Here is a 24,310-nt window from a genome sequence, read left to right on the forward strand (position 1 = left end):
AACTCACCGCTCCGACGGCGCCGCGGGTGCCCGCCAGACGAGTGTGTAGCGCCAGAAGAGGCGACGCCGCAGTCAGGCACCGGGCAGCAGCCGGCGGGCCGCACGGGAGATCTCGGCGAAGGACGCCTCCGGGTCCCGGGTGCGGGCGGTCATGGACACGGGCGGGCGCGGGGCCGGCCGGCCGCGGTTCTTCGCCAAGCCCAGGAGCGCATTGAGCGGTACGGCCACCAGACCGAGCACGTGGTCGACGGGCCCCGACGCCCGCGCACAGCCGACGACCACCAGCGTGCCGCCGGGCGCGAGCGCCTGCCGGAGGCGGGTGAGGGTCTCGGCGAGCGGAAGGTGGTGGAGCACGGCGACGCAGGTGATCACGTCGTAGGGCCCGGCGGGCAGCCGGCGGGAGGCATCGGCGACGCTGTACCCGACGGGCGCCGCCGCTTCCGTCAACTCCCGGGCCCGGGCCACGATCTCCGCGTCGGCGTCGATCCCGTCCACCTCCCGGGCACGCCGGCCGAGCAGCCGGGCCAGATCGCCGCTCCCGCAGCCCACGTCCAGGGCGGTGCCGAAACGACGGGGCAACTGCCGCAGCAGCCACGGGTGGTAGTGCGCGTTGTGGTCCCAGGGGTGGGCGGCGTTGAAGCGGTGGAGGGCGGCGAGGATGCGGGCCGCGAAGGTTGTCGTCACGCGGCCAACTCCACCACGCACCCACCGGAACGGGCTCGGACGCCGGTTCCGGGCGGGGCAGGGCACCATGGAGGGGAGGAGGCGACCGACCGATATGAACCACGCCCAGCTCACCGCCCTCGGACGGGCCCTTCGGCTGCTCGGGGAGCACGGGGAGGCCCTGACCGCCGACACGCCGGACGCCCGGCTGCACGAGATCAAGGACGACCTGCGGCGAGCCCTCGACCTGCTGGACGACAGCGTCACCACGGGGGCGCCCGCCACCCGGTGCCCCGAGCACCCCCAGGGCCCCGTGGACGAGAGCGCCCCCGACCTGTGCCTGCTGTGCGAGACCCGGCGCCGGGCCGCACGGCGGTCGGAGTTCCAGGGCAGCAGGCCCCGCCCGGGAGAGCCGGCCCCCACCGCCCCCTCCCGGTACGGCGTCCGCGGTGACCGCCCGCAGCCCCAGCAGCGGTGGCTGCCGGAGCTGTGGAACGGCCAGGAGTGGCAGCTGTGCGGCACGCCTCGCCGGGACCGGCACGAGGCGGAGGCCTATCTCGCGGCCCAGCGCCGCGGTTCCCGGCCCGCCATGGCGTACCGGATCGTCCACGAGTTCACGGACTACGAGGTGCTGCGCGTGTGGGGGACGCCCGTACGCGTCGACATCGAACCCATGGGCAACCTCTAGGGCCCGGCCGCCGGCCGGCCGGGCCCGGAGGGGCCGGTCAGCTCAGGCTCTGCAGCGCCGCCGCGTCGTAGGGCTTCAGGTCCTCGAAGCGGTCGGCGAGGACCTTGGCCGCCCACTCCGGGTCCTGGAGCAGCGCACGGCCGACGGCCACCATGTCGAACTCGTCGGCCTCCAGGCGGTCCAGGAGGTTGTCGATGCCCTTGACCGGGGAGCCCTCGCCCTGGAAGGCGTTGATGAAGTCGCCGTCGAGGCCGACCGAGCCGACGGTGATGACCGGCTTGCCGGTGAGCTTCTTCGTCCAGCCGGCCAGGTTCAGGTCGGAGCCGTCGAACTCGGGGAGCCAGTAGCGGCGGGTGGAGGCGTGGAAGACGTCGACACCGGCCGCGGCGAGCGGGGTGAGGATGGCCTCCAGCTCCTCGGGGGTCTCGGCGAGGCGCGCGGTGTAGTCCTGCTGCTTCCACTGCGAGTACCGGAAGATGACCGGGAACTCGGCGGACACCCGCTCACGGACCGCGGCGACGATCTCCGCGCCGAACTTCGTGCGGGCCACCAGGTCGCCGCCGTACGCGTCCGTGCGGGTGTTGGTGCCCGCCCACAGGAACTGGTCGACGAGGTAGCCGTGGGCGCCGTGGATCTCCACGCCGTCGAAGCCGATGCGCTCGGCGTCCGCCGCGGCCTGGGCGAACGCGGCGACGACGTCGTCCAGGTCCTTCTGGGTCATGGCCTTGCCGGTGGGCTCGGCACCTGCGGTGACCAGGCCGGAGGGGCCCATCGCGGGGGCGTCCGGGAAGGGGTTCTGCCCCTGCTCGCGGACCATGCCGATGTGCCACAGCTGGGGCACGATGGTGCCGCCCGCCGCGTGCACGTCCTCGGCGACCTTCGCCCACCCCGCAAGCTGCTCCTCGCCGTGGAACCGCGGCACGCGCGAGCTGTTGCCGGCCGACTCGTGGCCGACGTAGGTGCCCTCGGTGACGATGAGACCGACGCCGGCGGCGGCGCGACGGGCGTAGTAGGAGCGCACGTCCTCGCCGGGGACGCCGCCCGGGGAGAACATGCGGGTCATCGGCGCCATCGCGATCCGGTTCGGGACGGTGAGACCGTTGAGCGTGATCGGGCGGGACAGGATCTGGGCCGCGCGGGACGTGGCGGAAGGCGTGACGGTCACGTGGGGGGCTCCTCGTGAAGGGCGATGTTAACCGGTCGGTATGTGAGCACGCATTGTTGCAGCTCCTTAAGTAACCGACTATGCGCTGCCCCACATTCCGCCTCCGGAAAGCCCTTCACGTGACACCGCTCACGCTCTCCCGGTTCAGCCGCCGCACCCGCTCCCGCAGAACCTCGTCCGGCGGCGCCGGCTCGACCGCCCCGGGCGGACAGTCCCACTCCCGCCCGCCCCCGACGGGGCGCAGCTGCACCCGGCCGCCCACCTGCCCCATCACCTCACCGATCCGCCCGCTGCGCGTGTCGACGGCGTACTCGGGCGCACGACTCAGAGCGGCCGCCAGCCGGGAGGCCACACCGAGATTGCAGCGGCCGAGGTCGACCAGGGCGTACGGGTCCTCACCCGAGACGCTCAGCGGGTCGACCCGGAGCGACGGCAGGACGACGCCGACTCCACGTAGGGCCGCACGCAGCCGCTCGACGGCCTCCTCGGCCGTCCGGGCGGGCCGCTCACCTGCGGCCGTTTCCCTCGTCTCCATTGCTCCGATTCCTCCACACAGAGTGTTGCCGTTCACCACACAGCGTGTCGGCCGGCGCCCTAACCTGGCCAGATACGGCGTCCCAACAGACTCGGCTGTCGGATCAGGAGTCGCCATGGCAGGACCGAAGGACCTCGACCCGTCGTCATCGCCACGCGCCCTGCTGGGCGCGGAGTTACGCCACGCCCGCGAGCGGAGGGAACTGAGCCAGGAACAACTGGGCCAGCGGCTGTTCGTGAGCGGCTCGTTCATCGGGCAACTGGAGGCGGGGACGCGGCGGATGCAGCCGGATACCGCGCGGATACTGGACGAGGTGCTCGGTACGGGGGACTTCTTCACGCGGAACTGCGCGGCGGCGGCCAAGTCGAAGTATCCGGAGCACTTCGCGGAGGCCGCGGAGGCGGAAGAGGTCGCTACGGCGATCAGACAGTACGCGCCGCTGCTCATCCCCGGCCTCCTCCAGACGCCCGCCTACGCACGAGCCGTCTGCCGGGCCTACCAGCCGACGGCACCGGAGGAGGACATCGACAAGCTGGTGACGGCCCGGATGGAGCGCGCCGGCATCCTCGGCGATCCAACAGATCCGTTGTTGTGGGCGGTGATCGACGAAGCGGCGTTGCGTCGGGTGACAGGCGGGTCCGCGGTCATGGCGGACGCCCTCCGGCACATCGCCGACCTCGCCCGCCGGGGACGGGTCATCACGCAGGTGCTGCCGTTCGGCGCGGGGGCGCATGCTGCGATGGAAGGCTCCATCAAGCTGATGGACTTCGAGGACGCCCCACCCCTGGTGTACTTCGAGGGAGTGGGCACCGGACGGCTGGAGGACGACCCGGCCGTCGTCAGGCACCAGCGGTTCACCTACGAACTCCTCACGGCCTGCGCGCTCTCGCCGGAGAAGTCTCTGGTCCTCATCGAGGCGATGGCGCAGGATTACGCGCATGAGGACCATCCCTGAGCGCGACCTGGACACGGCGATCTGGCACAAGTCCAGTTACAGCGGCGGCAGCGGCGGTGACTGCCTCGAAGTCGCCGCCGACCTCCCCGCCCTCATCCCCGTCCGAGACTCCAAGACCCCCGAAGGCCCGAAGCTCTTCTTCAGCTCGGTCGCGTGGGCTGCCTTCACCTCTTCTTTCAAGTGACCGTGGGGCCGCCGCCGCTTCTTGGCCAGTGTCGTGCTTCCGCGGCCCGCCTCAAGGGCGCTGCGCGTCGCCTTCGGCGATGGGCCTGCGGCCCACCCTTGACCCGGGCCGCTCCAGCACGGATGAGAAGCGAGCGAGCGGCCCGGAAAGACGGGGGTCCCGGCCGGGTTCGCGATCCCGGGTCGGCTACCCAGTAACCCCAAGCCGACGACCGCGCTCCCACCTCACAAGCACGCCGGCCCACTTCAGCGGCTTGCGGGCGAGTGGGGGAGTAGGAGAGGGGGACGAGGGATGAGTGGGAGAGGGGGACGAGGGGCGAGTGAGCGAGTAGGAGAGGGGGGCGAGTGAGTAGGGACGCGCCGGCCGCGGCTGGCCCTCGCGCCGCACCCACACACCGCACCGACTCGGCGACCTGCGGGTGAGCAGGCGGTGTGGGCGTGTGGGCGGCACGGGCGATGCGGACCGACAGACGCGTCGACCCGCAGCTGACACTCACACCTCACCCGTACACCGCCCCGCTTCGGCGACCTGCGGGTGAGCGGGCGACGTGGGCGTGCGGGCGGCACGGGCGATGCGGACCGCCAGACGCGTCGCCCCGCAGCGGCACTCGCGGCCCCACCCGCACGCCGCACCGACTCGGCGACCCGCGGTGTGTAGGTGATGGACGAGCGCGTCGGCCGCCGATGGCGGCACGCCAGCCCGCTTCGGCGGCGAGGGGGTCTCGTGGGCGACCCATCCACCGGCCAGTCATCGCGGCCCCGCCTCCACCAGTGATTGGAGGATTTGTGCCACCCCCTCCCCGATGAATGCCCTGGTCACGCAGGTTGGATACGGCCGGGCGTGGCACATGCCTGCCTATCAGGCCCATCAAGCGGCGCTAGTGAGGTGGGGGACCCAGCGCAAGCCGCTGAGCGGGCCCGGCGACCATGCGAGACGCCACCGCGCACCCCTCACCCGCCCCCAGCCGCCAAACCCACCCGGCGTGCATGCGAGGCGCGGGCGCGTCTCCTCGCCGACGGTGCGAACGCAGCTGACTCAAGGGGTCGGCGGGCCTGAGGCGACCACTTTCCCCGGGGCGCCCGCTCGCTTCTCATCCGTGCTGGAGCGGCCCGGGTCAAGGGTGGGCCGCAGGCCCATCGCCGAAGGCGACGCGCAGCGCCCTTGAGGCGGGCCGCGGAAGCACGACACTGGCCGAGAAGCGGGCGGCCCCACGGTCACTTGTCCACCCCCGAAGCCCAAGCGCCCAGCCCCGGGCACCCTTTGCTCACTTGTCCACCCCCGAAGCTCAAGCGCCCAGCCCCGGGCACCCTTTGCGAGGAAGGGACGTACAAGAGGAGGGGGCCGTAAGAGGAAGGGACGTGCAAGAGGGAGAGGCGTGTAAGGGGCGGTGGGGGCCACACGCCCGAGGGCGGTACCCCCAGCCGGAAGCTGGGGGTACCGCCCTCGGTTCGAAGGACAGGCGATCAACCGTCAGGTCGATCAGAAGTCCATGTCACCGCCCGGCATGCCGCCGCCGGCCGGCGCGGCGGCCTTCTCCGGCTTGTCGGCGATGACGGCCTCGGTGGTGAGGAACAGCGCGGCGATGGAGGCCGCGTTCTGCAGGGCAGAGCGGGTCACCTTCGCCGGGTCGATGATGCCCTCGGCGACCAGGTCGACGTACTCGCCGGTCGCGGCGTTCAGGCCGTGGCCCGGGGTCAGGTTGCGCACCTTCTCCACCACGACACCGCCCTCGAGGCCGGCGTTGACGGCGATCTGCTTCAGCGGGGCCTCGAGCGCGATGCGCACGGCGTTGGCGCCGGTCGCCTCGTCACCCTCGAGCTCCAGCTTCTCGAAGACCTGGGAGGCCTGGAGCAGGGCCACGCCACCACCGGCGACGATGCCCTCCTCGACGGCGGCCTTCGCGTTGCGGACGGCGTCCTCGATGCGGTGCTTGCGCTCCTTGAGCTCCACCTCGGTGGCGGCACCGGCCTTGATGACCGCGACACCGCCGGCGAGCTTCGCCAGGCGCTCCTGGAGCTTCTCGCGGTCGTAGTCCGAGTCGCTGTTCTCGATCTCGGCGCGGATCTGGTTCACCCGGCCGTTGACCTGGTCCGAGGAACCGGCACCGTCGACGATGGTGGTCTCGTCCTTGGTGATGACGACCTTGCGGGCGCGGCCCAGGAGGTCCAGGGTCGCGTTCTCCAGCTTGAGGCCGACCTCCTCGGAGATGACCTCGCCGCCCGTGAGGATGGCGATGTCGCCGAGCATGGCCTTGCGGCGGTCGCCGAAGCCCGGGGCCTTGACGGCGACGGACTTGAAGGTGCCGCGGATCTTGTTGACAACCAGGGTCGACAGGGCCTCGCCCTCGACGTCCTCGGCGATGATCAGCAGCGGCTTGCCCGACTGCATGACCTTCTCGAGGAGCGGGAGCAGGTCCTTGACGGAGCCGATCTTGGAGTTGGCGATGAGGATGTACGGGTCCTCGAGCGACGCCTCCATGCGCTCCATGTCGGTCGCGAAGTAGGCGGAGATGTAGCCCTTGTCGAAGCGCATGCCCTCGGTGAGCTCCAGCTCGAGACCGAAGGTGTTGCTCTCCTCGACGGTGATGACGCCTTCCTTGCCGACCTTGTCCATGGCCTCGGCGATCAGCTCGCCGATCTGGGTGTCGGCGGCGGAGATGGACGCGGTGGAGGCGATCTGCTCCTTGGTCTCGACGTCCTTCGCCTGCTCCAGCAGGGCGGCGGAGACGGCCTCGACGGCCTTCTCGATACCGCGCTTCAGGGCCATCGGGTTGGCGCCGGCGGCGACGTTGCGCAGGCCTTCCTTGACCAGGGCCTGGGCGAGCACGGTCGCGGTGGTCGTACCGTCACCGGCGACGTCGTCCGTCTTCTTGGCGACTTCCTTGACCAGCTCGGCGCCGATCTTCTCGTACGGGTCCTCCAGCTCGATCTCCTTGGCGATGGACACACCATCGTTGGTGATCGTGGGGGCGCCCCACTTCTTCTCGAGGACGACGTTGCGGCCCTTGGGGCCGAGCGTCACCTTGACGGCGTCCGCGAGCTGGTTCATGCCGCGCTCGAGGCCGCGCCGCGCCTCCTCGTCGAACGCGATGATCTTGGCCATGTGAAGTGGTCCCTCCAGGACTGGGGGTGATTCCTTCGGACCGCGCCCGCGCCCGCGACGGACGGCTCGCCGGCCGCGTGGTTCCTTGCCCCACTTGGCCTGCGGGCCTCACCGACCCGGTCCTTCGTTGTCACTCTCACCTTCAGAGTGCTAACGCAATGATTAGCACTCGGCATGGTCGAGTGCAAGCGCCTCACGGGGGACAAGGGGCGCCGTCAGCCGCCCGCGAACACCGGACGGGGTGCCGCCGGCCCCCGCGGACACCGGATCCCCGCACGACGAAGGGCACCATCCCCGCACGACGAAGGGCCCGCACCCTCTGCGAGGTGCGGGCCCTTCGTGCCAAAAAACGTTCAGGCGGTGACGCGAACCATGTCGGCCTGCGGACCCTTCTGGCCCTGCGAGATCTCGAACTCGACCCGCTGGCCCTCTTCCAGGGTGCGGTAGCCGTCCATCTGAATCGCGCTGTAGTGGACGAAGACGTCCGCACCACCGTCGACCGCGATGAAGCCGTACCCCTTCTCCGCGTTGAACCACTTGACGGTGCCCTGAGCCATGCCTAACTCCCCTATTACTGGCCCTTGCACAGATCCACACTTCGCGGACCCGGGTCAGACCTCACCCCCCATTGGTCGGGGGCGTGCGCCGGAACGCGTCGACCGCGGCTGAATGTATCTGTCCAACTGCCGTCTGCAACAGGTCAATCGGACGAGAATTCTGGACGCGAGCGGTCCGGAATGTAGTGAGAATTCACCCGACTTCAGGGCAAGTCGGGCCCCATAAAAACCACAAAAGCCGCAAACCACCCGCACACTTTGGCTACTTCTTGTCGGGCTCGCGGCATGAATCCAGGGTCCGCGACCCGAAGGCCGCGACCGTGTTCCCCAACTCTACCGCGCTCAATCACGCAGAATTGCCCCCTCCGCTTCTCTCACCGGAGGGGGCAATTCGATGAACACTCGGTAACCGGTGTTACCGAAGGTAATAATCAGCCGCCGGCGACCGCGGGGATGATCGAGACACCGGCGCCGTCCGGCGTCGCCGTCTCCAGGCCCTGCTCGAAGCGGACGTCGTCGTCGTTGACGTACACGTTCACGAACCGGCGCAGCTTGCCCTGGTCGTCCAGGACGCGGGCGGCGATCCCGGTGTGGTTCTTCTCCAGGTCGGCGATGACATCGGCGAGGGTCGCGCCCTGGGCGTCGACCTCGGCCCGGCCGCCGGTGTAGGTGCGCAGGATGGTGGGGATGCGAACGGTCACGCTCATGCGAGGCCAGCCTCTCGGAAGGAGTCCAGGGTCGGGCGGATGGTGGCGGTGAGGCCGGTCCCGGCCACCGCGTCCAGGGTCTTGAGGCCGTCGCCGGTGTTGAGGACGACCGTGGTCTTCGCCGGGTCGAGCACGCCTTCCTTGATCAGCTTGCGGGTGACGCCGACGGTCACCCCGCCCGCCGTCTCCGCGAAGATGCCCTCGGTGCGGGCCAGCAGCTTGATGGCGTCCACGATCTCCGCGTCCGTGACGTCCTCCACGGCACCGCCGGTGCGGCGCGCGATGTCCAGGACGTAGGGGCCGTCGGCCGGGTTGCCGATGGCGAGGGACTTGGCGATGGTGTTCGGCTTCTGCGGGCGGACCACGTCGTGCCCGGCCTTGAAGGCCGTGGACACCGGGGAGCAGCCCTCGGCCTGCGCGCCGAAGATCTTGTACGGCTTGTCCTCGACCAGACCCAGCTTGATCAGCTCCTGGAGACCCTTGTCGATCTTCGTGAGCTGGGAGCCGGAGGCGATCGGCACCACGAGCTGGTCGGGCAGCCGCCAGCCGAGCTGCTCGCAGATCTCGTACGCCAGGGTCTTGGAGCCCTCCGCGTAGTACGGCCGCAGGTTGACGTTGACGAAGCCCCAGCCCTCGCCGGCCGGGTCGCCGATCAGCTCGGAGCAGAAGCGGTTCACGTCGTCGTAGTTGCCCTCGATGCCGACGAGTTCACCGCCGTAGACGGCGGCCATGACGACCTTGCCCTGCTCCAGGTCGTGCGGGATGAACACGCAGGAGCGGAAGCCGGCGCGGGCCGCGGCGGCGCCGACGGCACCGGCCAGGTTGCCCGTCGAGGAGCAGGAGAGCGTGGTGAAGCCGAAGGCGCGGGCGGCCTCCAGGGCCTGGGCGACCACGCGGTCCTTGAAGGAGTGGGTCGGGTTGCCGGAGTCGTCCTTCACGTACAGGCCGCCGGTCACGCCCAGCTCGCGGGCCAGGTTGTCGGCCTTGACGAGCTTGGTCCAGCCCGGGTTGATGTTGGGCTTGTCGGCGACGTCCGCCGGGACGGGCAGCAGGGGCGCGTACCGCCAGATGTTCGCGGGGCCCGCCTCGATGCGGCGGCGCAGTTCCTCGCTGTCGTAGGCGGAGAAGTCGTAGGCGATCTCCAGCGGGCCGAAACACTCCTCGCAGGCGAAGACCGGGCCGAGCGGCACGCGGTGACCGCATTCGCGACAGCTCAGGGCTGCGGCGGGGCCGAGGTCTACGGTGGAGTCGGTGCTGGTTGCAACTGTCTGCACAGCCATGGAGGCGAGGCCCTTTCTCCTCATCTTCCTCACGACGCATCTCGCCGTGAGACGGATTTGGCACCTTCCCTAGCCGGGAGCCTCGCGAAATCGATCAAGACTGATCTACGAGTACCGACTGGAGGGTTGCCGGGGCTTCATCGGGCCGTTTCCCTCTGCCCCTCTGGATGAGCTGTATGTGGTTGTGGACGCTGGTGACCCCCGACATGCGATGGTCATCGGCGTTGTTCAAGACTGTAACCGAAGGCCAGGACAGTTGAGATAGTCGTCCGAACCGCGAGATGGATCACACGGTCAGCCCGTGTGGTCACGAACAGTGAGGAGCCGCAGACCGTGCTGGAAGAAGTCGAGCGCTGGCTGGCCACCCGCTCCTGGTCCGTGGCCGATCGCCCGCTCCACCGGATCCTGTCCGCCAAACAGCGCACGGGCCAGACGATCAGCGTCGTGCTGCCCGCGCTCAACGAGGAGGAGACGGTCGGCGACATCGTCGCGGCCATCCGTCACGACCTCGTGGAGCAGGCTCCGCTCGTCGACGAGATCGTCGTCGTGGACTCCGGCTCCACCGACCGCACCTCCGAGGCCGCCGCCGCCGCGGGCGCCCGGGTCGTTCACCGCGACGAGATACTGCCCCGTCTCCCGGCCGTCCCCGGAAAGGGTGAAGTGCTGTGGCGCTCCCTGCTGGTGACCGGCGGGGACATCCTCTGTTTCGTCGACGCCGACCTGAGGGAGTTCTCCTCCGACTTCGTCCTGGGCATAGTCGGCCCGCTGCTCACCGAGCCGGACGTGGATCTGGTCAAGGCGATGTACGACCGCCCGCTCGGCACCGGGCCGGACGCGGGTGCCTCCGGCGGGGTGGCCGGGCAGGGCGGCCGGGTCACCGAGCTGATGGCCCGCCCGCTGCTGAACATGCACTGGCCGCAGCTGGCCGGCTTCGTGCAGCCGCTGGGCGGCGAGTACGCGGCCCGCCGCTCACTGCTGGAGCGACTGCCGTTCCCCGTCGGCTACGGCGTGGAGCTGGGCATGCTGGTGGACGCCCTGCACCTGGTCGGCCTGGACGCGCTGGCCCAGGTCGACGTGGGCGTGCGCAGGCACCGCCACCAGGACGGCCGGGCCCTCGGCCGGATGGCCGCCGCGATCTACCGCACGGCCCAGCTCCGGCTGGCCCGCGGCCATCTGATCAGGCCCTCGCTGACCCAGTTCGAGCGCGGCGCGGACGGCTTCGAACCGCGCACCTACTCGGTGGACACCGAGGAGCGGCCGCCCATGCTGGAGATCGCGGAGTACGCCGACCGGAAGGTGGCGTGAACGGGCCGTATACGGCCCCCTTCCGCCCCCTTACCGGACGGAACGTACGTTTGAGCGTTTCCGGGCCGGGCTAGGTTGAGGCGTATGGCTTCCACGCGCGGTGCTGCCGAAAAAGCTCAGGTGCTGGTCGCGTCGAATCGCGGCCCGGTCTCCTATCAGGTGGACGACGACGGCTCGCTGCACGCCAGACGGGGCGGTGGCGGGCTGGTCTCGGGCCTGTCCGCCATCGGGCCGGACACGGACTCGGTGTGGGTGTGCGCCGCACTGGGCGACGGCGACCGGGCGGCCGCCCGGCGGGCGGACGGCGGGCTGCTGCCGGCCGACGACACGGGCGGGCAGCGGGTGCGGATGCTCGACATCGACGCGGCCGTGCACGCAGACGCGTACAACGGCGTCGCCAACTCGGTGCTCTGGTTCGTGCACCACATGCTGTACCAGACACCGCTGGAGCCGGTCTTCGACGCGGGGTTCCGGCGGCAGTGGGCGGCGTACGAGAGCTACAACCGGGCGTTCGCCGAGGCGCTGGCCGAAGAGGCGGCCGAGGGCGCGGCGGTGCTGATCCAGGACTACCACCTGGCCCTCGCCCCCCGGATGCTCCGCCGGCTCCGCCCCGACCTGCGCATCGGGCACTTCTCGCACACCCCGTGGGCCCCGCCGGACTACTTCCGGCTGCTGCCCGACGACATCGCGGCCGAGCTGCTCACCGGCATCCTGGGCGCGGACCGGGCGGCGTTCCTCACCCAGCGGTGGGCGGACGCGTTCAAGGACTGCTGTCACGCGGTGCTCGGGCCCGGTATCCCGTCCGGCACCCGGATCGGGGTGCACGGGCTGGGGGCGGACGCGGACTTCCTGCGCAAGCGGGCCCACGAGGAGGACGTGGCCGAGCGGATGGCGGCGCTGCGCGAGGAGATCGGCGCGGACCGCAGGACCATCGTCCGGGTCGACCGCACGGAGCTGTCGAAGAACATCGTGCGCGGGCTGCTGGCCTACCGGCAGCTGCTGGAGGACCACCCCGAGTGGCGTGAGCGGGTCGTCCACGTGGCGTTCGCCTATCCCTCGCGCCAGGACCTCGCGGTGTACCGCGAGTACACCGCCGAGGTGCGGCGGGTCGCGGACGAGATCAACGAGCGGTACGGAACGGCGGGCTGGACGCCGGTGGAGCTGCACGTGAAGGACGACTTCGCGCGCTCCCTGGCCGCGTACCGGCTGGCCGACGTGGCGCTGGTGAACCCCATCCGGGACGGCATGAACCTGGTCGCCAAGGAGGTCCCGGTCGTCTCGGACGAGGGCTGCGCGCTGGTGCTGTCGCGGGAGGCCGGGGCGTACGAGGAACTGGGCGAGGACGCGTTCACCGTGAACCCGTACGACATCGGCGGGACCGCGGAGGCGTTGCACGAGGCGCTGAGCCTGCCGGCGGAGGAGCGGGCGGCCCGCTCGAAACGGCTGGCCGCCGCCGCGACCGCGCTGCCGCCCGCCCGGTGGTTCCTGGACCAGCTGACCGCGCTGACGGGCCGGCCGAGCTGACCCACCGGCTGACCGCGCTGACGGGCCGGCCGAGCTGACCCGCCGGCCGCCGCCCGCCCGGGGGTTCCCGGACCGGCGGACCGTCCTGCCCCGCCGACCGTCCCGACCGGTCAGCCGAGCTGATCCGCCGGCCGCCGCCCGCCCGGGGGTTCCCGGACCGGCCGACCGTCCTGACCGGCCGACCGTCCCGACCGGTCAGCCGAGCTGGCCCGCCGGCTGCCGCCCGCCCGGGGGTTCCCGGACCGGCGGACCGTCCTGCCCCGCCGACCGTCCCGACCGGTCAGCCGAGCTGATCCGCCAGCTGCCGCAGCAGGTCCACGACTCCCTCCGGGCCGTCCACCACCAGGTCGGCCCGCTGGGCCAGTTCGGTGACCTCGGTGCTGCCGCTGCAAACCAGCAGGCCGGGGGTGCCGTTCTTGCGGAGTTCGTCGACCGCGGCGAAGGCGGGGAGGTCGCCCAGGTCGTCGCCGGCGTAGACGACACAGCCGGCACCGGTGGCGCGGGCGTGGTCGAGGAGGGCCACGCCCTTGTCCATGCCCGGCGGGCGCAGTTCGAGGACCATGCGTCCGGGTTCGACGATCAGGCCGTGCCGGGTGGCGAGGTCGGCGAGGGGGGCGCGCAGGGATTCGAACGTGGCCTGCGGGTCGGCGGCGCGGCGGGTGTGGACGGCGACGGCCCGGCCCTTCTCCTCGATCCATGTGCCCTCGCCGGCGCCGGCCCGCTCCAGCAGGCCCGGCAGCTCCGCGCGGACGGCGGCGACGCCGGGGTGCGGGGCGGGCGCGGTGAGGGTGCCGGTGGCCGCGTCCCAGCGTTCGGCGCCGTAGTGCCCGAGGACGGTCAGGTGTTCCAGGCCGGGGACGCCGTCGAAGCCGCCGTACCGGACCGCGACCTCGGCCGGGCGGCCGGTGATCACCGCGACGGACGCGATCCTGGGGGCGAGTGCGGCCAGGGCGGGTACGGCGGCCGGGTGGGCGCGGGCCTGTTCGGGGTCGGCGACGATGGGGGCCAGCGTGCCGTCGAAATCGAGGCCGACGAGGGTGGTGCGGGGCTGCGCGAGCAGGGCGGCGAGTCCGTCTCGGCCGGGCTGGGTCTGCGGGGTCGGCAGAGGATCCATACCGCGACAGTATCCAGCGCGGCGCGTGGTCACTCCTGGGGCTCCGCCCCGAACCCCGCCAGGGGCTCCGCCCCTGGACCCCGCCCCGCCCACCCACCACCCGACTCGCTCCGCCGAAAGGGCACCCCCGAGACCACCCCGGCGGCCCGAAACAGGCACCCCGCGCCACACTCGAACGGCCAAGAAGACACCCGGCCGAACTGCGGACGCCCCGGGAAGACACCCGGCCAGGCTCACGCGGTCCAAGGAGACACCTGGCCGGGCTCGCGCGGCCTGAAGACACCTGGTCAGGCTCACGCGGTCAAGGAGGACACCTGGCCGGGCTCGCGCGGCCCCGAAGACGCCCGGCCGGTGATCGGACGCCGCAGGAAGACACCCGGCCGGTGATCGGACGCCGCAGGAAGACACCCGGCCGGACTGGCGCGGTCCGAGGAAGACACCCGCCCAGGCTCGCGCGGTCCGAGAAGGCGCCCCACGCCACTCTCGATCGGTATGAGAAAGCCACCCCCGCCTCGGGTGGCCCGGGAGCGGGCCTGGTGGTGTGCTGGGCGCACGGGTGGTGTCGGCTGCGGGCGGAGCGAAAAGGCCGGGCCGCGGGTCAGCGTTCTGTGCGGCGGGATTCCCTGATGCGTCTCAGGCGGTTCACGGTCACCGGGTCGTGGGCCAGGGCCCGCTCGTCGTCCAGGAGGGCGTTGAGGAGCTGGTAGTAGCGGACCGGGACCAGGCCCAGCTCCTCGCGGATCGCCCGTTCCTTCGCGCCGGCGCCGGGGAAGCCGCGGCGCTCCAGCGCGAGGATGGCCTTCTCACGGCTGCCCAGTTCCATGCGAGCCACCGTAACGCCGGGCACCGACACTCCCCAGCCCACGCCCCGAGCCCCAGCCCACGCCCCCGAGCCCCGGCCGCGCACCCGAGTCCCTGTCCCAGCCGCGCTCACGAGTCCCGGGTTCCAGACGCGCTCCCGTGGTCTAGCTCGTGCTCCTGCTGTCGGCCGCCGTGGCCGTGGACTGGAGTCGGGTCAGGACGCCGGAGGGGCTGCCGCCGGGGGTGACCGCCTGGCCGATGTTCTGCTTCACGGCTGCGGCGACCGCCGCCCAGGAGGTCTTGCCGACGGGGTACAGCTCGGAGGTGGGCAGCTGCTCCAGGAAGGGGTGCAGGGCCTTGTCGGTGGCCGCGCCGGACGCGCTCATGGCGTTGGACGCGGAACCGGTGACCGGCAGCAGCCCGTAGGTCCGGGAGAAGTCGAGGACGTTCTTCTGCGCGTAGACGAAGTCGAGGAAGTCGCCGATCCGGTCGGCGTTCCCGTTCTGTTTGAAGCCCATCATCCAGTCGGTGACGCCCATGGACGCCCTGGCCTTGCCGGTGCGGCCCGGCATCGGCACCATGCCGAACTTCACGCCCTTCTTCGCGGCCTGCTGGATCAGCGTCGGGTGCCCGTTGAGCATGCCGACCTGCCCGTCGGCGAACGCGGCGAAGGCGGTGGCGCGGTTGAGCTTGCCGGGGGCGACGGGGCCGGTCAGGTCCTTGCCGACCAGCTCGTCCTTGAGCCAGTCGAACGTCGAGACGTTCGCCTCCGAGTCGATCGTGTAGGTGCCGATGTCGTCGGTGTAGCCGCTGCCCCCGTTGCCGCCGCTGAGCAGCCACTGCATGGTCTCGGCCTGGGCCTCCTCGGGGCCGAGCGGCAGCGCGTAGGGGTACTTCACGCCCTTGTCCTTGAGCGCCCTGGCGTCGGCGGCCAGCTCGTCCCAGGTGGTGGGCGGGGTGATGCCGGCCTTGGCGAACAGGGTCTTGTTGTAGAAGAGCACGCGCGTGGAGGCGGCGAACGGGATGCCGTACTGCGTGTGCTGCCACGCGCCGGCGTCGGAGAGCGGCGAGAGGAAGTCGGCCTGGGTGCGGATGGAGAGCAGGTCCGAGACCGGGTACAGCTTGTCGGCGGCGGCGTAGTCGGCGTAGGCGCCTATCTGGGCCATGTCGGGGGCGTGGCCGGCGTCGACCATCTCCTTGACCTTGCGGTCGACGTCGTTCCAGGAGTAGACGCTGACCTCGACCTTCACGTCGGGGTGCTGCGACTCGTAGTCCTCGACCAGGGCGTCCCAGTACTTCTTGGAGCTGGTGGCGGCGGAGTCGCCGTAGTCGGCGGCGACGAGTCTGAGGGTCACGTCGGAGGAGCCCGTGCTCCCGCAGCCGCCGAGGACCGCCGTCATGCCCAGTGCGGACACCACCGCGATCGTTCCTGCCGTACGCCGACGCACGCTCAAAGTCCCAACCCTGCTGTCTGACCGTTCAATATATGGACACATAAGGTCTACACCACGTGAGTGGACTAGACCTCTCCCGGGTGCGAGGGCCACACTAGGCCCCGTGGTGAGACATGTCATCGCCCTGGACGTGGGCGGTACCGGGATGAAGGCCGCCCTCGTCGCAGACGACGGCGAGCTGCTCCACCGCGCCCGCCGCGCCACCGGACGCGAGCGCGGCCCGGACGCGGTGGTCGCGACGATCCTCGACTTCGCCGCCGAACTGCGCGCGTACGGCGCCGAGCACCACGGCGCCCCGGCCCTCGCCGCCGGCATCGCGGTCCCCGGCATCGTCGACGAGGAACTCGGCGTCGCCGCCTACGCGGCCAACCTCGGCTGGCGGGACGTACCGCTGCGGGCACTGCTCACCGAGCGGCTCGGCATCCCCGTCGCCCTCGGCCACGACGTGCGCACCGGCGGCCTCGCCGAGGGCCGGATCGGCGCGGGCAGGGGCGCCGACCGGTTCCTGTTCGTGCCGCTCGGCACCGGCATCGCGGGCGCCATCGGCATCGACGGCCGGGTGGAGTCGGGCGCGCACGGCTTCGCGGGCGAGATCGGCCACGTCGTCGTACGGCCCGGCGGCACCGCATGCCCCTGCGGACAGGGCGGCTGCCTGGAGCGGTACGCCTCCGCGTCCGCCGTCAGCGAGGCCTGGGCGGCGGCCTGCGGGGACCCGGGCGCCGACGCCGCCGACTGCGCCAAGGCCGTCGCGTCCGGTGACCCGAACGCCGTCCGGGTCTGGCGGGAGGCGGTCGACGCGCTCGCCGACGGACTGGTCACCGCCATCACCCTGCTGGACCCGCGCACGCTGATCATCGGTGGCGGCCTGGCCGAGGCGGGGGAAGTGTTGTTCCAGCCGCTGCGGGACGCCGTCCGGCGCCGGGTCACCTTCCAGAAACTGCCCACCATCGTCCCGGCCGCCCTGGGTGACACGGCGGGTTGCCTCGGGGCCGGGCTGCTCGCCCGAGATCTGCTGAGGACCACTTCTACGACTCCGGAGGTAACCACCTGATGGCCACTGAGCGGAACAGCCAGACTCCGGAGCCGGGCAGCGCGCCCGAAGGCGCGGGGGGCGCTGCCGATCAGCGGCTCCGCCGCGGGGCGCGACCGGCCCCCGCCGGCCCGCAGCTGCTCACCGGCGCGAACGTGGTGCTTCCCACCGGAACGGTGAAGAACGGCCGACTGGCCGTGGACGGCCGGCGCATCGCCGGTACCGCGCCGGCCGGCGCCCAGGTGATCGACCTCACCGGCCACTGGCTCGTCCCCGGCTTCGTCGACATCCACAACCACGGCGGCGGCGGAGCCTCCTTCTCCGGCACCCCGGACGACATCCTCAAGGCCATCCGCACGCACCGCGCGCACGGCAGCACCACCCTCGTCGCCTCCACCGTCACCGACGAGATGGACCTGCTGGTCCGCCAGGCCGGGCTGCTGAGCGAACTGGCCGAACAGGGCGACATCGCGGGCATCCACTTCGAGGGGCCGTTCATCTCGCCGTGCCGCAAGGGCGCGCACTCCGAGAAGCTGCTGCGCGACCCGGAACCCGCCGAGGTCCGCAAGCTGATCGACGCGGCGCGCGGCCGGGCCACGATGGTCACCCTCGCGGCCGAACTGCCCGGCGGCATCGACTCCGTACGGCTGCTCGCCGAGCACGGCGTGATCGCGGCCATCGGGCACACGGACGCGACGTACGAGCAGACGGTGGAAGCCATCGACGCGGGCGCCACGGTCGCCACCCACCTCTTCAACGCCATGCCCGCCCTCGGCCACCGCGCGCCCGGCCCGATCGCCGCGCTGCTGGAGGACGAGCGGGTCACCGTCGAGCTGATCAACGACGGCACGCACCTGCACCCGGCCGCGCTGGAGCTGGCGTTCCGTCACGCGGGTGCGGGCCGGGTCGCGTTCATCACCGACGCGATGGACGCGGCCGGCATCGGCGACGGCCGCTACATGCTCGGCCCGCTGGAGGTCGAGGTCAGCGAGGGCGTGGCCCGGCTGGTGGAGGGCGGCTCGATCGCGGGCTCCACGCTCACCCTGGACCGCGCGTTCAAGCGGGCGGTGACGGTCGACAAGCTGTCGGTCGAGGACACGGTGACGGCCCTGTCGGCCAACCCGGCCCGTCTGCTCGGCCTTGCCGACCGCATCGGTTCCCTGGAGCCCGGCAAGGACGCCGACCTCGTCCTGCTGGACGAGAACTTCGACCTGAAGGGCGTGATGCGGCACGGCGAGTGGATCGTCGCGCCCCAACTGGCCTGATCCGTCCGGGTTTCCTCACACGGCGGCCGACCTGGGTCTGGGCCGACCGCCGTGTCTTTGGCATGATCGGGTCCCCGGAAACCGAGTGACAGGCACAGGGACTTCGAGGGAGGTCGGCCCGGGTGATCCTCACGGTCACGCTGAACACCGCTCTCGACATCACCTATCGCGTGCGGTCGCTGCAGCCGCACTCCTCGCACCGCGTCTCGGACGTCGCCGAGCGGCCCGGCGGCAAGGGCGTGAACGTGGCCCGGGTGCTGGCCGCCCTCGGACACGAGGTGACGGTCACCGGCTTCGCGGGCGGTGCCACCGGCGAGGTGGTGCGCGACCGCCTGTCGGCCGTGCCGGGCCTGACCGACGCGCTGGTCCCCGTCGCGGGAGCGACCCGGCGCACCATAGCCGTCGCCGACGAACTGACCGGCGACACCACCCAGTTGAACGAGCCGGGACCGGGGATCGAGCCGGCCGAGTGGGGTGCCTTCCTCGACCGGTACGAGGAGCTGGTGGCCGGGGCCTCGGCGGTGGCGCTGTGCGGCAGTCTGCCGCCCGGGGTGCCGGTGGGGGCGTACGCCGGCCTGGTCCGCACGGCACGGTCCGCGGAGGTGCCGGTGCTGCTGGACACCAGCGGCGAACCGCTGCGCCGCGGGGTGGCCGCCCGCCCGGACGTCATCAAGCCGAACGCCGACGAACTGGCCGAACTGACGGGGTCCCACGAGCCGTTGCGCGCCACCCAGGACGCCCGCCGGCGCGGGGCCCGCGCGGTGGTCGCCTCCCTCGGCGCCGCCGGGCTGCTCGCGGTCACGCCCGAGGGCCGCTGGCGCGCCGCCCCGCCCGCCGCGGTGCGCGGCAACCCGACCGGTGCGGGCGACTCGGCGGTGGCGGGCCTGCTGTCGGGCCTGCTGGAACAACTCCCCTGGCCGGACCGCCTGGCCCGAGCGGTAGCCCTGTCGGCGGCGACCGTACGCTCCGCCACCGCGGGCGAGTTCGACCGTACGGCCTACGAGGAACTGCTGGGCCGGGTGGCGGTGTCGGGGGAGTTCAGCGCGGCTTAGGGTCTCTCGTGCGGATCGTACGGGCTCGCGGGCCCTGGCACCGCTCCCCCACTCCCGGCTTCGCTCGAGCGGGGGGTGCCACCACCGCCTCAACGGCGTGGGAGGCGCCCCGTCACCAGGCCCCACTGCCTGATCCGGCCTGATCCGGCCTGATCCAGGCGGAAAACCCTAGCTCGTGACGTGGCCCTTCTTGATCCACATCTGGTCGATCAGGACGTTGCACTTGTCGCCGGGCTGGCAGGAGACGGCGATGGTGTTGGGGCCCTTCTTGAGGTCCGGCCACACGTACGACTTGGTCCAGCCCTGGGCGAAGTCGCCGTCGGCCGCGTGCCGCCAGTTCTTGAAGCCCACCTTGCTGCCGAACTCCTTGCCGTTGACGATGACCGACATCGACTGGTCCTCGCCGGTGGCGCTGTAGTTCACGAACAGCGTGTACGGGCCGTCCTCGGGGATGTCCTTGACCGTCCAGGTCACCGAGGCGCCGGCCTGGTTCAGCCCGCCCACGTACTTGCCGTCCGCCGACCGGGCACCGGTGACGTCGGAGGCTCCGGCGGCACCGCCGGCGAGCTGGAGGCCCGCGTCCCCGCCGTCGACCTTCGGCAGCTCGCCCGGCGCGGCGGAGCCGCTGCCCGACGGGCTCGGGGCCTGGCTGTGGCTCTGCGACTGGGTGGCGCCGGCGTCGGCCTGGTTGCCGGGCTTGTCGTCGTCCGTGTTGCCGTTGATCATCGCGATGCCGATGCCGATGACGACCGCGGCGACCACCGCGATCGCGCCGATCAGCAGGCCCTTGGTGTTGGGGCCGCGGCGGCCGGTGTCCCCGGCGGGCGGGGCGGAGCGGTGGCCGGCCTGGGCACCGCCGGGCAGCGTCTCCGGCGCCTGGTAGTGCGCGTTCGGCTGGCCGTAGGCGCCTTGCTGCGGCACGCCCTGGCCGTGGGCGACGCCCTGCTGCGGCACGCCCTGGCCGTAAGTGGCCTGCGGCGGCTGGCCGTAACTGCGCTCGCCGACCGTGCGCACCCTGCTGACCGAGTTCGGGTAGCCGTAACCACCGGACGGCGGCTGGGCTCCCCGTGCCTGGCCGTCTGCGTACAGGTAGCCGAACGGGTCGTCGTCCTCGGGCGTGCTCGCGCCGTTGTCGCCGGGCGTCATCCCTTGGTACTCCTCAACAGGTGCGGGCGGATGCGGTACGGGTTGGAATGGCGAGCCTACCCGCTCTCTCTGCCCCAAACGGGTGACTCAGACCGCACCAACTCGCTGACCTGCGGATCATCCGGCGCGTCGATGTTGTTTGGGACGAGATCGTTTCTCTACGTACATCCGCTCGTCAGCGGACTTCAGCACTTCGTCCGCCGTCATGCCGCAGTGGGCCCATCCAATGCCGAAGCTGGCGCCCACCCGGACGGCCCGGCCCTCGGCGCGGATGGGCTGGATGATCTCGTTGCGCAGCCGTACGGCGAGGTCCTGGGCGTCGGCCCGGCCGAGGCCGTCGGCGAGGATCACGAACTCGTCGCCGCCGAGGCGGGCCACCGTGTCGCCGTCCCGGACGCCGCGGGTGAGGCGCCGGGCGACCTCGATGAGGACCGCGTCACCCGCGTTGTGCCCGAAGCGGTCGTTGATCGACTTGAAGCCGTCGAGGTCGCAGAAGAGGACCGCGAGGCCCTTGGTGCCGTCGTCGCGGCCGTCCTCGGGGGCGACGGTGTGCACATGGTGGTCGTAGGCGTCGTACGCGTCACCGCCCGGCGCGAAGTCGAAGCCGTGGCCGGCGGGGGCGTCGAAGACCGGGTGGCCGTAGGCCGCGTCCAGGGACTCCAGGGCGTCGGCGTGGGCGGGGCGCCGGCAGAGCCGGGCGGACAGGCGCGAGCGCAGCTCGGCGGAGTTCGGCAGGCCGGTCAGCGAGTCGTGGGAGGCGCGGTGGGCGAGCTGGAGCTCGCGCCGCTTGCGCTCCTCTATGTCCTCGACGTGGGTGAGCAGGAAGCGGGGGCCGTCGGCGGCGTCCGCGACGACCGAGTTGCGCAGCGACACCCACACGTAGGTGCCGTCCCGGCGGCCGAGCCGCAGTTCGGCGCGCCCGCCCTCCGCCGAGGTGCGCAGGAGGGTGCCGATGTCCTCGGGGTGGACGAGGTCGGCGAAGGAGTAGCGGCGCATCGCGGAGGCGGGCCGGCCGAGCAGCCGGCACAGGGCGTCGTTGGTGCGCAGGATGCGGCCGTGCTGGTCGCCGCCCATCTCGGCGATGGCCATGCCGGAGGGGGCGTACTCGAACGCCTGGCGGAAGGATTCCTCGCTGGCGCGCAGGGCCTGCTGCTCGCGCTCCAGGCGGACCAGGGCGCGCTGCATGTTGGAGCGCAGCCGGGCGTTGCTGATCGCGATGGCGGCCTGGAAGGCGTACATCTGGAGGGCCTCGCGGCCCCAGGCGCCGGGGCGGCGGCCGTTGCGCGGCCGGTCGACGGATATGACGCCGAGCAGTTCACCGGAGGAGCCGCCCTGCACGCCGGGGGTGTACATCGGGGCGAAGAGGCGGTCGGAGGGGTGCCACTCGTCCTCGAAGCGCGGCGCGGGCCCGTCGGTGTACCACTGCGGGACGTCGTCGTCGTCGAGGACCCAGCCCTCGGTGTGCGGTATGAACACGAGGTCGCCCCAGCGTTCGCCCATGTTCAGCCGTCGCTCCCAGGACTCGCGGGAGCCGACCCGGCCGGTGATCAGGGCCTCGGCCGCGGAGTTGCCGGAGAAGGCGGCGACGACGAGGTCGCCGTCGGGGCGGGCGAGGTTGACGGCCGCCATCTCGTACCCGAGGGCCTCGACGGCGCCGTCGGACACGGTCTGAAGTGTGTCCGCCAGGCTGCGAGCCGTGTTCATGTCGGCCATGACCTGGTGCAGCTGCCGCAGGGACGCAAGGCGGACATACGGCTCCGACTCGGTGTCCATGCTCGCCCTCCCCCCGAGACCTCGCAGCGAATCAAGGGTTGTCTTCGGCGCTTCTCCCGCGTCTTTCGCGGCGGCTCATTACGGTGTTCTTCGCGGCTTCCCCGCCACTGAATCACAGCGCGCTGCCCACTCGGTACACAGGGTCAACAATTCCTGCCTCTTGTGACTCAAGTCACAGAAGAACGTGAACAATTGAGTGGAGTTTCTGCATTTGATCCCTGCGTTTAGCGAACGCACAGCGTACGGATGTGAACACATGATGCACGCATTCCATGCGCCTCTGGTCCTAGGACCCGGCTCCGGCCAAGGGCCGATGCGGCGCGCACCGGGCGGAGACTAGCGTTTCCGGCGTGCTGAAGACTCCCTCCCCCACCGTCCCCCTGCCCACCGGGCATGCTGAGGGGGTGAGCAACGACGAGTTCCGGGCCGCGATGTCCCGGCTGGCCGCGGGCGTGGTCCTGGTCACCGCGCAGGAACCGCCGCTCGACCCGGACGACCCCGGGGCGCCGGGCGTGGAGGACGTGGGCATGACCGCCACCGCCTTCATGTCGGTCTCCCTGGACCCGCCGCTGGTGCTGGTCAGCCTGCGCGAGGGCGCCCGCATGGACGACCTGCTCGCCGAGCAGCCGCTGTGGGCGGTGTCGGTCCTCACCGAGAGCCAGCGGCACATCGCGGGCCGCTTCGCCATGAAGGGCCGGATCAGCGACCGGCTGCTCTTCGAGGACATCCCCTACGTGCGCGGCGAGGCCACCGGCGCCCCGCTGGTCGGGGGCGCCCTGGCCACGCTGGAGTGCCGCACCGAGCAGCGGGTGAGCGCCGGGGACCACACCCTGGTCATCGGCCGCGTCCTCACCGCCCACGTGCCCAGCGCGGAGGGCGGCCCGCTGATGTACTTCCGCGGCCGGTACCGGCAGATGGGCTGAGCCGGAGAACCGGCGCCCGGGGCCGGAACGAGAGGCCCTGGACCTCCTCACACCTCCTCGACGGTGAGGTCCGCCAGGCGGGACGGATCCGAGACGATGTCGATCACCGAGATGCGGTCGGCGACGAAGGTGAAGGCCAGGACCCGCTCCGGACGGCCGTCGGCGAACACGGCCAGGCCGGTCGCACCGTCGACCAGCACCGGACGTGCGACGCGCGCCAGGTGGGCGAAGCTCGTCGCACCGGCGGCGACCCGCTGCGCACCGCTGTTCACCCCGCCCTCGCTGCGGGCCACGACGTCCGGGTCGAGCACCGCGAGCAGCCCGTCGAAGTCGCCGTCCCGGGCGGCGGCCAGGAAGGCGTCCACCACCTCCCGCTGCCGGGCCAGGTCGGTTTCCGGCGCCTCGACGCCCCGCACCCGGCGCCGGGCCCGGCTGGCGAGCTGCCGTGCCGCGGCCGGGTTGCGCCCGAGGATGCCGCCGACCTCCTCGAAGGGCACCCCGAACAGGTCGTGCAGCACGAACGCGAGCCGCTCGGCCGGAGAGAGCGTGTCCAGGACGACCAGCAGGGCCAGTCCCACGGAATCGGCGAGCAGGGCGCTCTGCGCGGGGTCCGGCTCGGCGGACGGCGCCGGCTGCCAACTGTCCAGGGACTCCTCGCCCCGGGAGCGGCGCGAGCGGAGCATGTCGAGGCAGACCCGACCGACCACGGTCGTCAGCCAGCCGCCGAGGTTCTCCACCTCGCGGGTGTCGGACCGGCTCAGCCGGAACCACGCCTCCTGTACGGCGTCCTCGGCCTCGGCGGCGGAGCCGAGCATCCGGTAGGCGACGGCCCGCAGATGCCCGCGGTACGCCTCGAACCGGTCGGCGAGAAAGTCGTTGTCGGTCATGCGGGCATCCGGCCTCTCCGTCGTCCTCGGTGTTCCTGCACCACTGACGCCGCGGAAGCCGCCGATGTGACACAACGCCCGCGCCGGCCGGCGGGCCTGTCCGGCCCCGCGCGCCGTCGCCCGGGCGGCGGGCGGGGACGACCGGGCGGCCTCCGGGACCCGCCGGGGTCCGCGAGCCCGGCATGATCCAAACGAAGGAC

General features: G+C 71.9%; 22 protein-coding genes and 1 riboswitch. Of the genes, 9 read left to right on the forward strand and 13 right to left on the reverse strand.

What is annotated here, in order from left to right; all coding sequences use genetic code 11:
• Window positions 1-72 precede the first annotated feature (72 nt).
• Window positions 73-684, reverse strand: a complete 612-nt coding sequence (locus JK361_RS37610; RefSeq protein WP_307787426.1) for a class I SAM-dependent methyltransferase — start codon at window positions 682-684, stop codon at window positions 73-75.
• Window positions 685-778: 94 nt separating this feature from the next.
• On the opposite strand from JK361_RS37610, the gene JK361_RS37615 reads away from it, so the two are divergent.
• Complete coding sequence (locus JK361_RS37615) at window positions 779-1,351, forward strand: hypothetical protein (RefSeq protein WP_201827053.1); 573 nt, start codon at window positions 779-781, stop codon at window positions 1,349-1,351.
• Between the two features lie 37 nt (window positions 1,352-1,388).
• Here JK361_RS37615 and JK361_RS37620 read toward each other — a convergent pair whose 3' ends face one another.
• Both JK361_RS37620 and JK361_RS37625 read right to left on the reverse strand, forming a co-directional pair.
• Complete coding sequence (locus tag JK361_RS37620) at window positions 1,389-2,516, reverse strand: NADH:flavin oxidoreductase (RefSeq protein ID WP_201827055.1); 1,128 nt, start codon at window positions 2,514-2,516, stop codon at window positions 1,389-1,391.
• Window positions 2,517-2,631: 115 nt separating this feature from the next.
• Entirely contained in the window at window positions 2,632-3,051 is a 420-nt protein-coding gene (locus tag JK361_RS37625) for a hypothetical protein (RefSeq protein ID WP_201827057.1), read from the reverse strand.
• Window positions 3,052-3,166: 115 nt separating this feature from the next.
• Here JK361_RS37625 and JK361_RS37630 point away from each other — a divergent pair, with 115 nt between their 5' ends.
• Together JK361_RS37630 and JK361_RS37635 are read left to right on the forward strand one after the other, a co-directional pair.
• Complete coding sequence (locus tag JK361_RS37630; RefSeq protein ID WP_201827059.1) at window positions 3,167-4,006, forward strand: helix-turn-helix domain-containing protein; 840 nt, start codon at window positions 3,167-3,169, stop codon at window positions 4,004-4,006.
• A complete protein-coding gene (locus tag JK361_RS37635; protein WP_201827060.1) occupies window positions 3,990-4,190 on the forward strand; it encodes a DUF397 domain-containing protein in 201 nt (66 codons plus the stop codon). Before JK361_RS37630 ends, JK361_RS37635 begins: the two co-directional genes overlap by 17 nt.
• A 1,479-nt stretch (window positions 4,191-5,669) precedes the next feature.
• Here the strand turns inward: JK361_RS37635 and groL are convergent.
• The 4 genes from groL to thrC all read right to left on the reverse strand — a co-directional run bounded on the left by groL (window position 5,670) and on the right by thrC (window position 9,836).
• Complete coding sequence (groL, locus tag JK361_RS37640) at window positions 5,670-7,292, reverse strand: chaperonin GroEL (RefSeq protein ID WP_184965634.1); 1,623 nt, start codon at window positions 7,290-7,292, stop codon at window positions 5,670-5,672.
• 353 nt (window positions 7,293-7,645) lie between these two features.
• Complete coding sequence (locus JK361_RS37645; RefSeq protein WP_004986573.1) at window positions 7,646-7,849, reverse strand: cold-shock protein; 204 nt, start codon at window positions 7,847-7,849, stop codon at window positions 7,646-7,648.
• Window positions 7,850-8,280: 431 nt separating this feature from the next.
• Window positions 8,281-8,556: a MoaD/ThiS family protein gene (locus JK361_RS37650; RefSeq protein WP_201827062.1), complete on the reverse strand. Its 276-nt coding sequence runs from the start codon at window positions 8,554-8,556 to the stop codon at window positions 8,281-8,283.
• Window positions 8,553-9,836, reverse strand: coding sequence for a threonine synthase (gene thrC / locus JK361_RS37655; RefSeq protein WP_201827064.1), 1,284 nt, complete (start codon window positions 9,834-9,836; stop codon window positions 8,553-8,555). Before thrC ends, JK361_RS37650 begins: the two co-directional genes overlap by 4 nt.
• A 17-nt stretch (window positions 9,837-9,853) precedes the next feature.
• Window positions 9,854-10,010, reverse strand: a riboswitch (SAM riboswitch).
• 159 nt (window positions 10,011-10,169) lie between these two features.
• Between thrC and JK361_RS37660 the strand changes: the two genes are divergently transcribed.
• Together JK361_RS37660 and JK361_RS37665 are read left to right on the forward strand one after the other, a co-directional pair.
• Window positions 10,170-11,141 (forward strand): glucosyl-3-phosphoglycerate synthase, encoded by a 972-nt coding sequence (locus tag JK361_RS37660; protein WP_201827088.1) that lies wholly within the window; start codon window positions 10,170-10,172, stop codon window positions 11,139-11,141.
• Window positions 11,142-11,225: 84 nt separating this feature from the next.
• Window positions 11,226-12,665 carry an alpha,alpha-trehalose-phosphate synthase (UDP-forming) gene (locus JK361_RS37665; RefSeq protein ID WP_201827066.1) on the forward strand — a complete coding sequence of 480 codons (1,440 nt, stop codon included), beginning with the start codon at window positions 11,226-11,228 and terminating at the stop codon, window positions 12,663-12,665.
• Between the two features lie 280 nt (window positions 12,666-12,945).
• Here JK361_RS37665 and otsB read toward each other — a convergent pair whose 3' ends face one another.
• The 3 genes from otsB to JK361_RS37680 all read right to left on the reverse strand — a co-directional run bounded on the left by otsB (window position 12,946) and on the right by JK361_RS37680 (window position 16,028).
• Entirely contained in the window at window positions 12,946-13,779 is an 834-nt protein-coding gene (otsB, locus tag JK361_RS37670; protein ID WP_201827068.1) for a trehalose-phosphatase, read from the reverse strand.
• Between the two features lie 598 nt (window positions 13,780-14,377).
• Window positions 14,378-14,602 carry a DUF3263 domain-containing protein gene (locus JK361_RS37675; RefSeq protein WP_201827070.1) on the reverse strand — a complete coding sequence of 75 codons (225 nt, stop codon included), beginning with the start codon at window positions 14,600-14,602 and terminating at the stop codon, window positions 14,378-14,380.
• A 142-nt stretch (window positions 14,603-14,744) separates the two neighbouring features.
• Complete coding sequence (locus JK361_RS37680) at window positions 14,745-16,028, reverse strand: extracellular solute-binding protein (protein ID WP_443732170.1); 1,284 nt, start codon at window positions 16,026-16,028, stop codon at window positions 14,745-14,747.
• Window positions 16,029-16,140: 112 nt separating this feature from the next.
• Here JK361_RS37680 and JK361_RS37685 point away from each other — a divergent pair, with 112 nt between their 5' ends.
• From JK361_RS37685 to JK361_RS37695, 3 genes are all read left to right on the forward strand, one after another.
• Window positions 16,141-17,085, forward strand: coding sequence for an ROK family protein (locus JK361_RS37685; RefSeq protein ID WP_201827090.1), 945 nt, complete (start codon window positions 16,141-16,143; stop codon window positions 17,083-17,085).
• Between the two features lie 116 nt (window positions 17,086-17,201).
• Window positions 17,202-18,329, forward strand: coding sequence for an N-acetylglucosamine-6-phosphate deacetylase (gene nagA / locus JK361_RS37690; protein ID WP_201827092.1), 1,128 nt, complete (start codon window positions 17,202-17,204; stop codon window positions 18,327-18,329).
• A 122-nt stretch (window positions 18,330-18,451) separates the two neighbouring features.
• Entirely contained in the window at window positions 18,452-19,381 is a 930-nt protein-coding gene (locus tag JK361_RS37695; RefSeq protein ID WP_201827074.1) for a 1-phosphofructokinase family hexose kinase, read from the forward strand.
• 168 nt (window positions 19,382-19,549) lie between these two features.
• On the opposite strand, the gene JK361_RS37700 is transcribed toward JK361_RS37695, so the two are convergent.
• Both JK361_RS37700 and cdgB read right to left on the reverse strand, forming a co-directional pair.
• Window positions 19,550-20,527, reverse strand: coding sequence for a carbohydrate-binding protein (locus tag JK361_RS37700; RefSeq protein WP_201827076.1), 978 nt, complete (start codon window positions 20,525-20,527; stop codon window positions 19,550-19,552).
• A 117-nt stretch (window positions 20,528-20,644) separates the two neighbouring features.
• The gene (gene cdgB / locus JK361_RS37705) at window positions 20,645-22,300 is read right to left on the reverse strand and encodes a diguanylate cyclase CdgB (RefSeq protein WP_201827078.1); all 1,656 of its coding nucleotides are present in this window, start codon (window positions 22,298-22,300) and stop codon (window positions 20,645-20,647) included.
• A 350-nt stretch (window positions 22,301-22,650) separates the two neighbouring features.
• Between cdgB and JK361_RS37710 the strand changes: the two genes are divergently transcribed.
• Window positions 22,651-23,223, forward strand: coding sequence for a flavin reductase family protein (locus JK361_RS37710; protein WP_201827080.1), 573 nt, complete (start codon window positions 22,651-22,653; stop codon window positions 23,221-23,223).
• Window positions 23,224-23,270: 47 nt separating this feature from the next.
• On the opposite strand, the gene JK361_RS37715 is transcribed toward JK361_RS37710, so the two are convergent.
• Window positions 23,271-24,110 carry a sigma-70 family RNA polymerase sigma factor gene (locus JK361_RS37715; protein ID WP_201827082.1) on the reverse strand — a complete coding sequence of 280 codons (840 nt, stop codon included), beginning with the start codon at window positions 24,108-24,110 and terminating at the stop codon, window positions 23,271-23,273.
• Window positions 24,111-24,310: the final 200 nt, after the last annotated feature.

This window comes from Streptomyces musisoli (assembly GCF_016741855.1).
Lineage (GTDB): Bacteria > Actinomycetota > Actinomycetes > Streptomycetales > Streptomycetaceae > Streptomyces > Streptomyces musisoli.

Bases quoted from the DNA above. Each gene is read 5' to 3' on its own strand.
- JK361_RS37615 (WP_201827053.1), top strand. From the start codon at position 779: ATGAACCACGCCCAGCTCACCGCCCTCGGACGGGCCCTTCGGCTGCTC.
- JK361_RS37625 (WP_201827057.1), bottom strand. From the start codon at position 3,051: ATGGAGACGAGGGAAACGGCCGCAGGTGAGCGGCCCGCCCGGACGGCC.
- JK361_RS37630 (WP_201827059.1), top strand. From the start codon at position 3,167: ATGGCAGGACCGAAGGACCTCGACCCGTCGTCATCGCCACGCGCCCTG.
- JK361_RS37635 (WP_201827060.1), top strand. From the start codon at position 3,990: ATGAGGACCATCCCTGAGCGCGACCTGGACACGGCGATCTGGCACAAG.
- groL (WP_184965634.1), bottom strand. From the start codon at position 7,292: ATGGCCAAGATCATCGCGTTCGACGAGGAGGCGCGGCGCGGCCTCGAG.
- JK361_RS37645 (WP_004986573.1), bottom strand. From the start codon at position 7,849: ATGGCTCAGGGCACCGTCAAGTGGTTCAACGCGGAGAAGGGGTACGGC.
- JK361_RS37650 (WP_201827062.1), bottom strand. From the start codon at position 8,556: ATGAGCGTGACCGTTCGCATCCCCACCATCCTGCGCACCTACACCGGC.
- thrC (WP_201827064.1), bottom strand. From the start codon at position 9,836: ATGGCTGTGCAGACAGTTGCAACCAGCACCGACTCCACCGTAGACCTC.
- JK361_RS37665 (WP_201827066.1), top strand. From the start codon at position 11,226: ATGGCTTCCACGCGCGGTGCTGCCGAAAAAGCTCAGGTGCTGGTCGCG.
- otsB (WP_201827068.1), bottom strand. From the start codon at position 13,779: ATGGATCCTCTGCCGACCCCGCAGACCCAGCCCGGCCGAGACGGACTC.
- JK361_RS37675 (WP_201827070.1), bottom strand. From the start codon at position 14,602: ATGGAACTGGGCAGCCGTGAGAAGGCCATCCTCGCGCTGGAGCGCCGC.
- JK361_RS37700 (WP_201827076.1), bottom strand. From the start codon at position 20,527: ATGACGCCCGGCGACAACGGCGCGAGCACGCCCGAGGACGACGACCCG.
- cdgB (WP_201827078.1), bottom strand. From the start codon at position 22,300: ATGGACACCGAGTCGGAGCCGTATGTCCGCCTTGCGTCCCTGCGGCAG.
- JK361_RS37715 (WP_201827082.1), bottom strand. From the start codon at position 24,110: ATGACCGACAACGACTTTCTCGCCGACCGGTTCGAGGCGTACCGCGGG.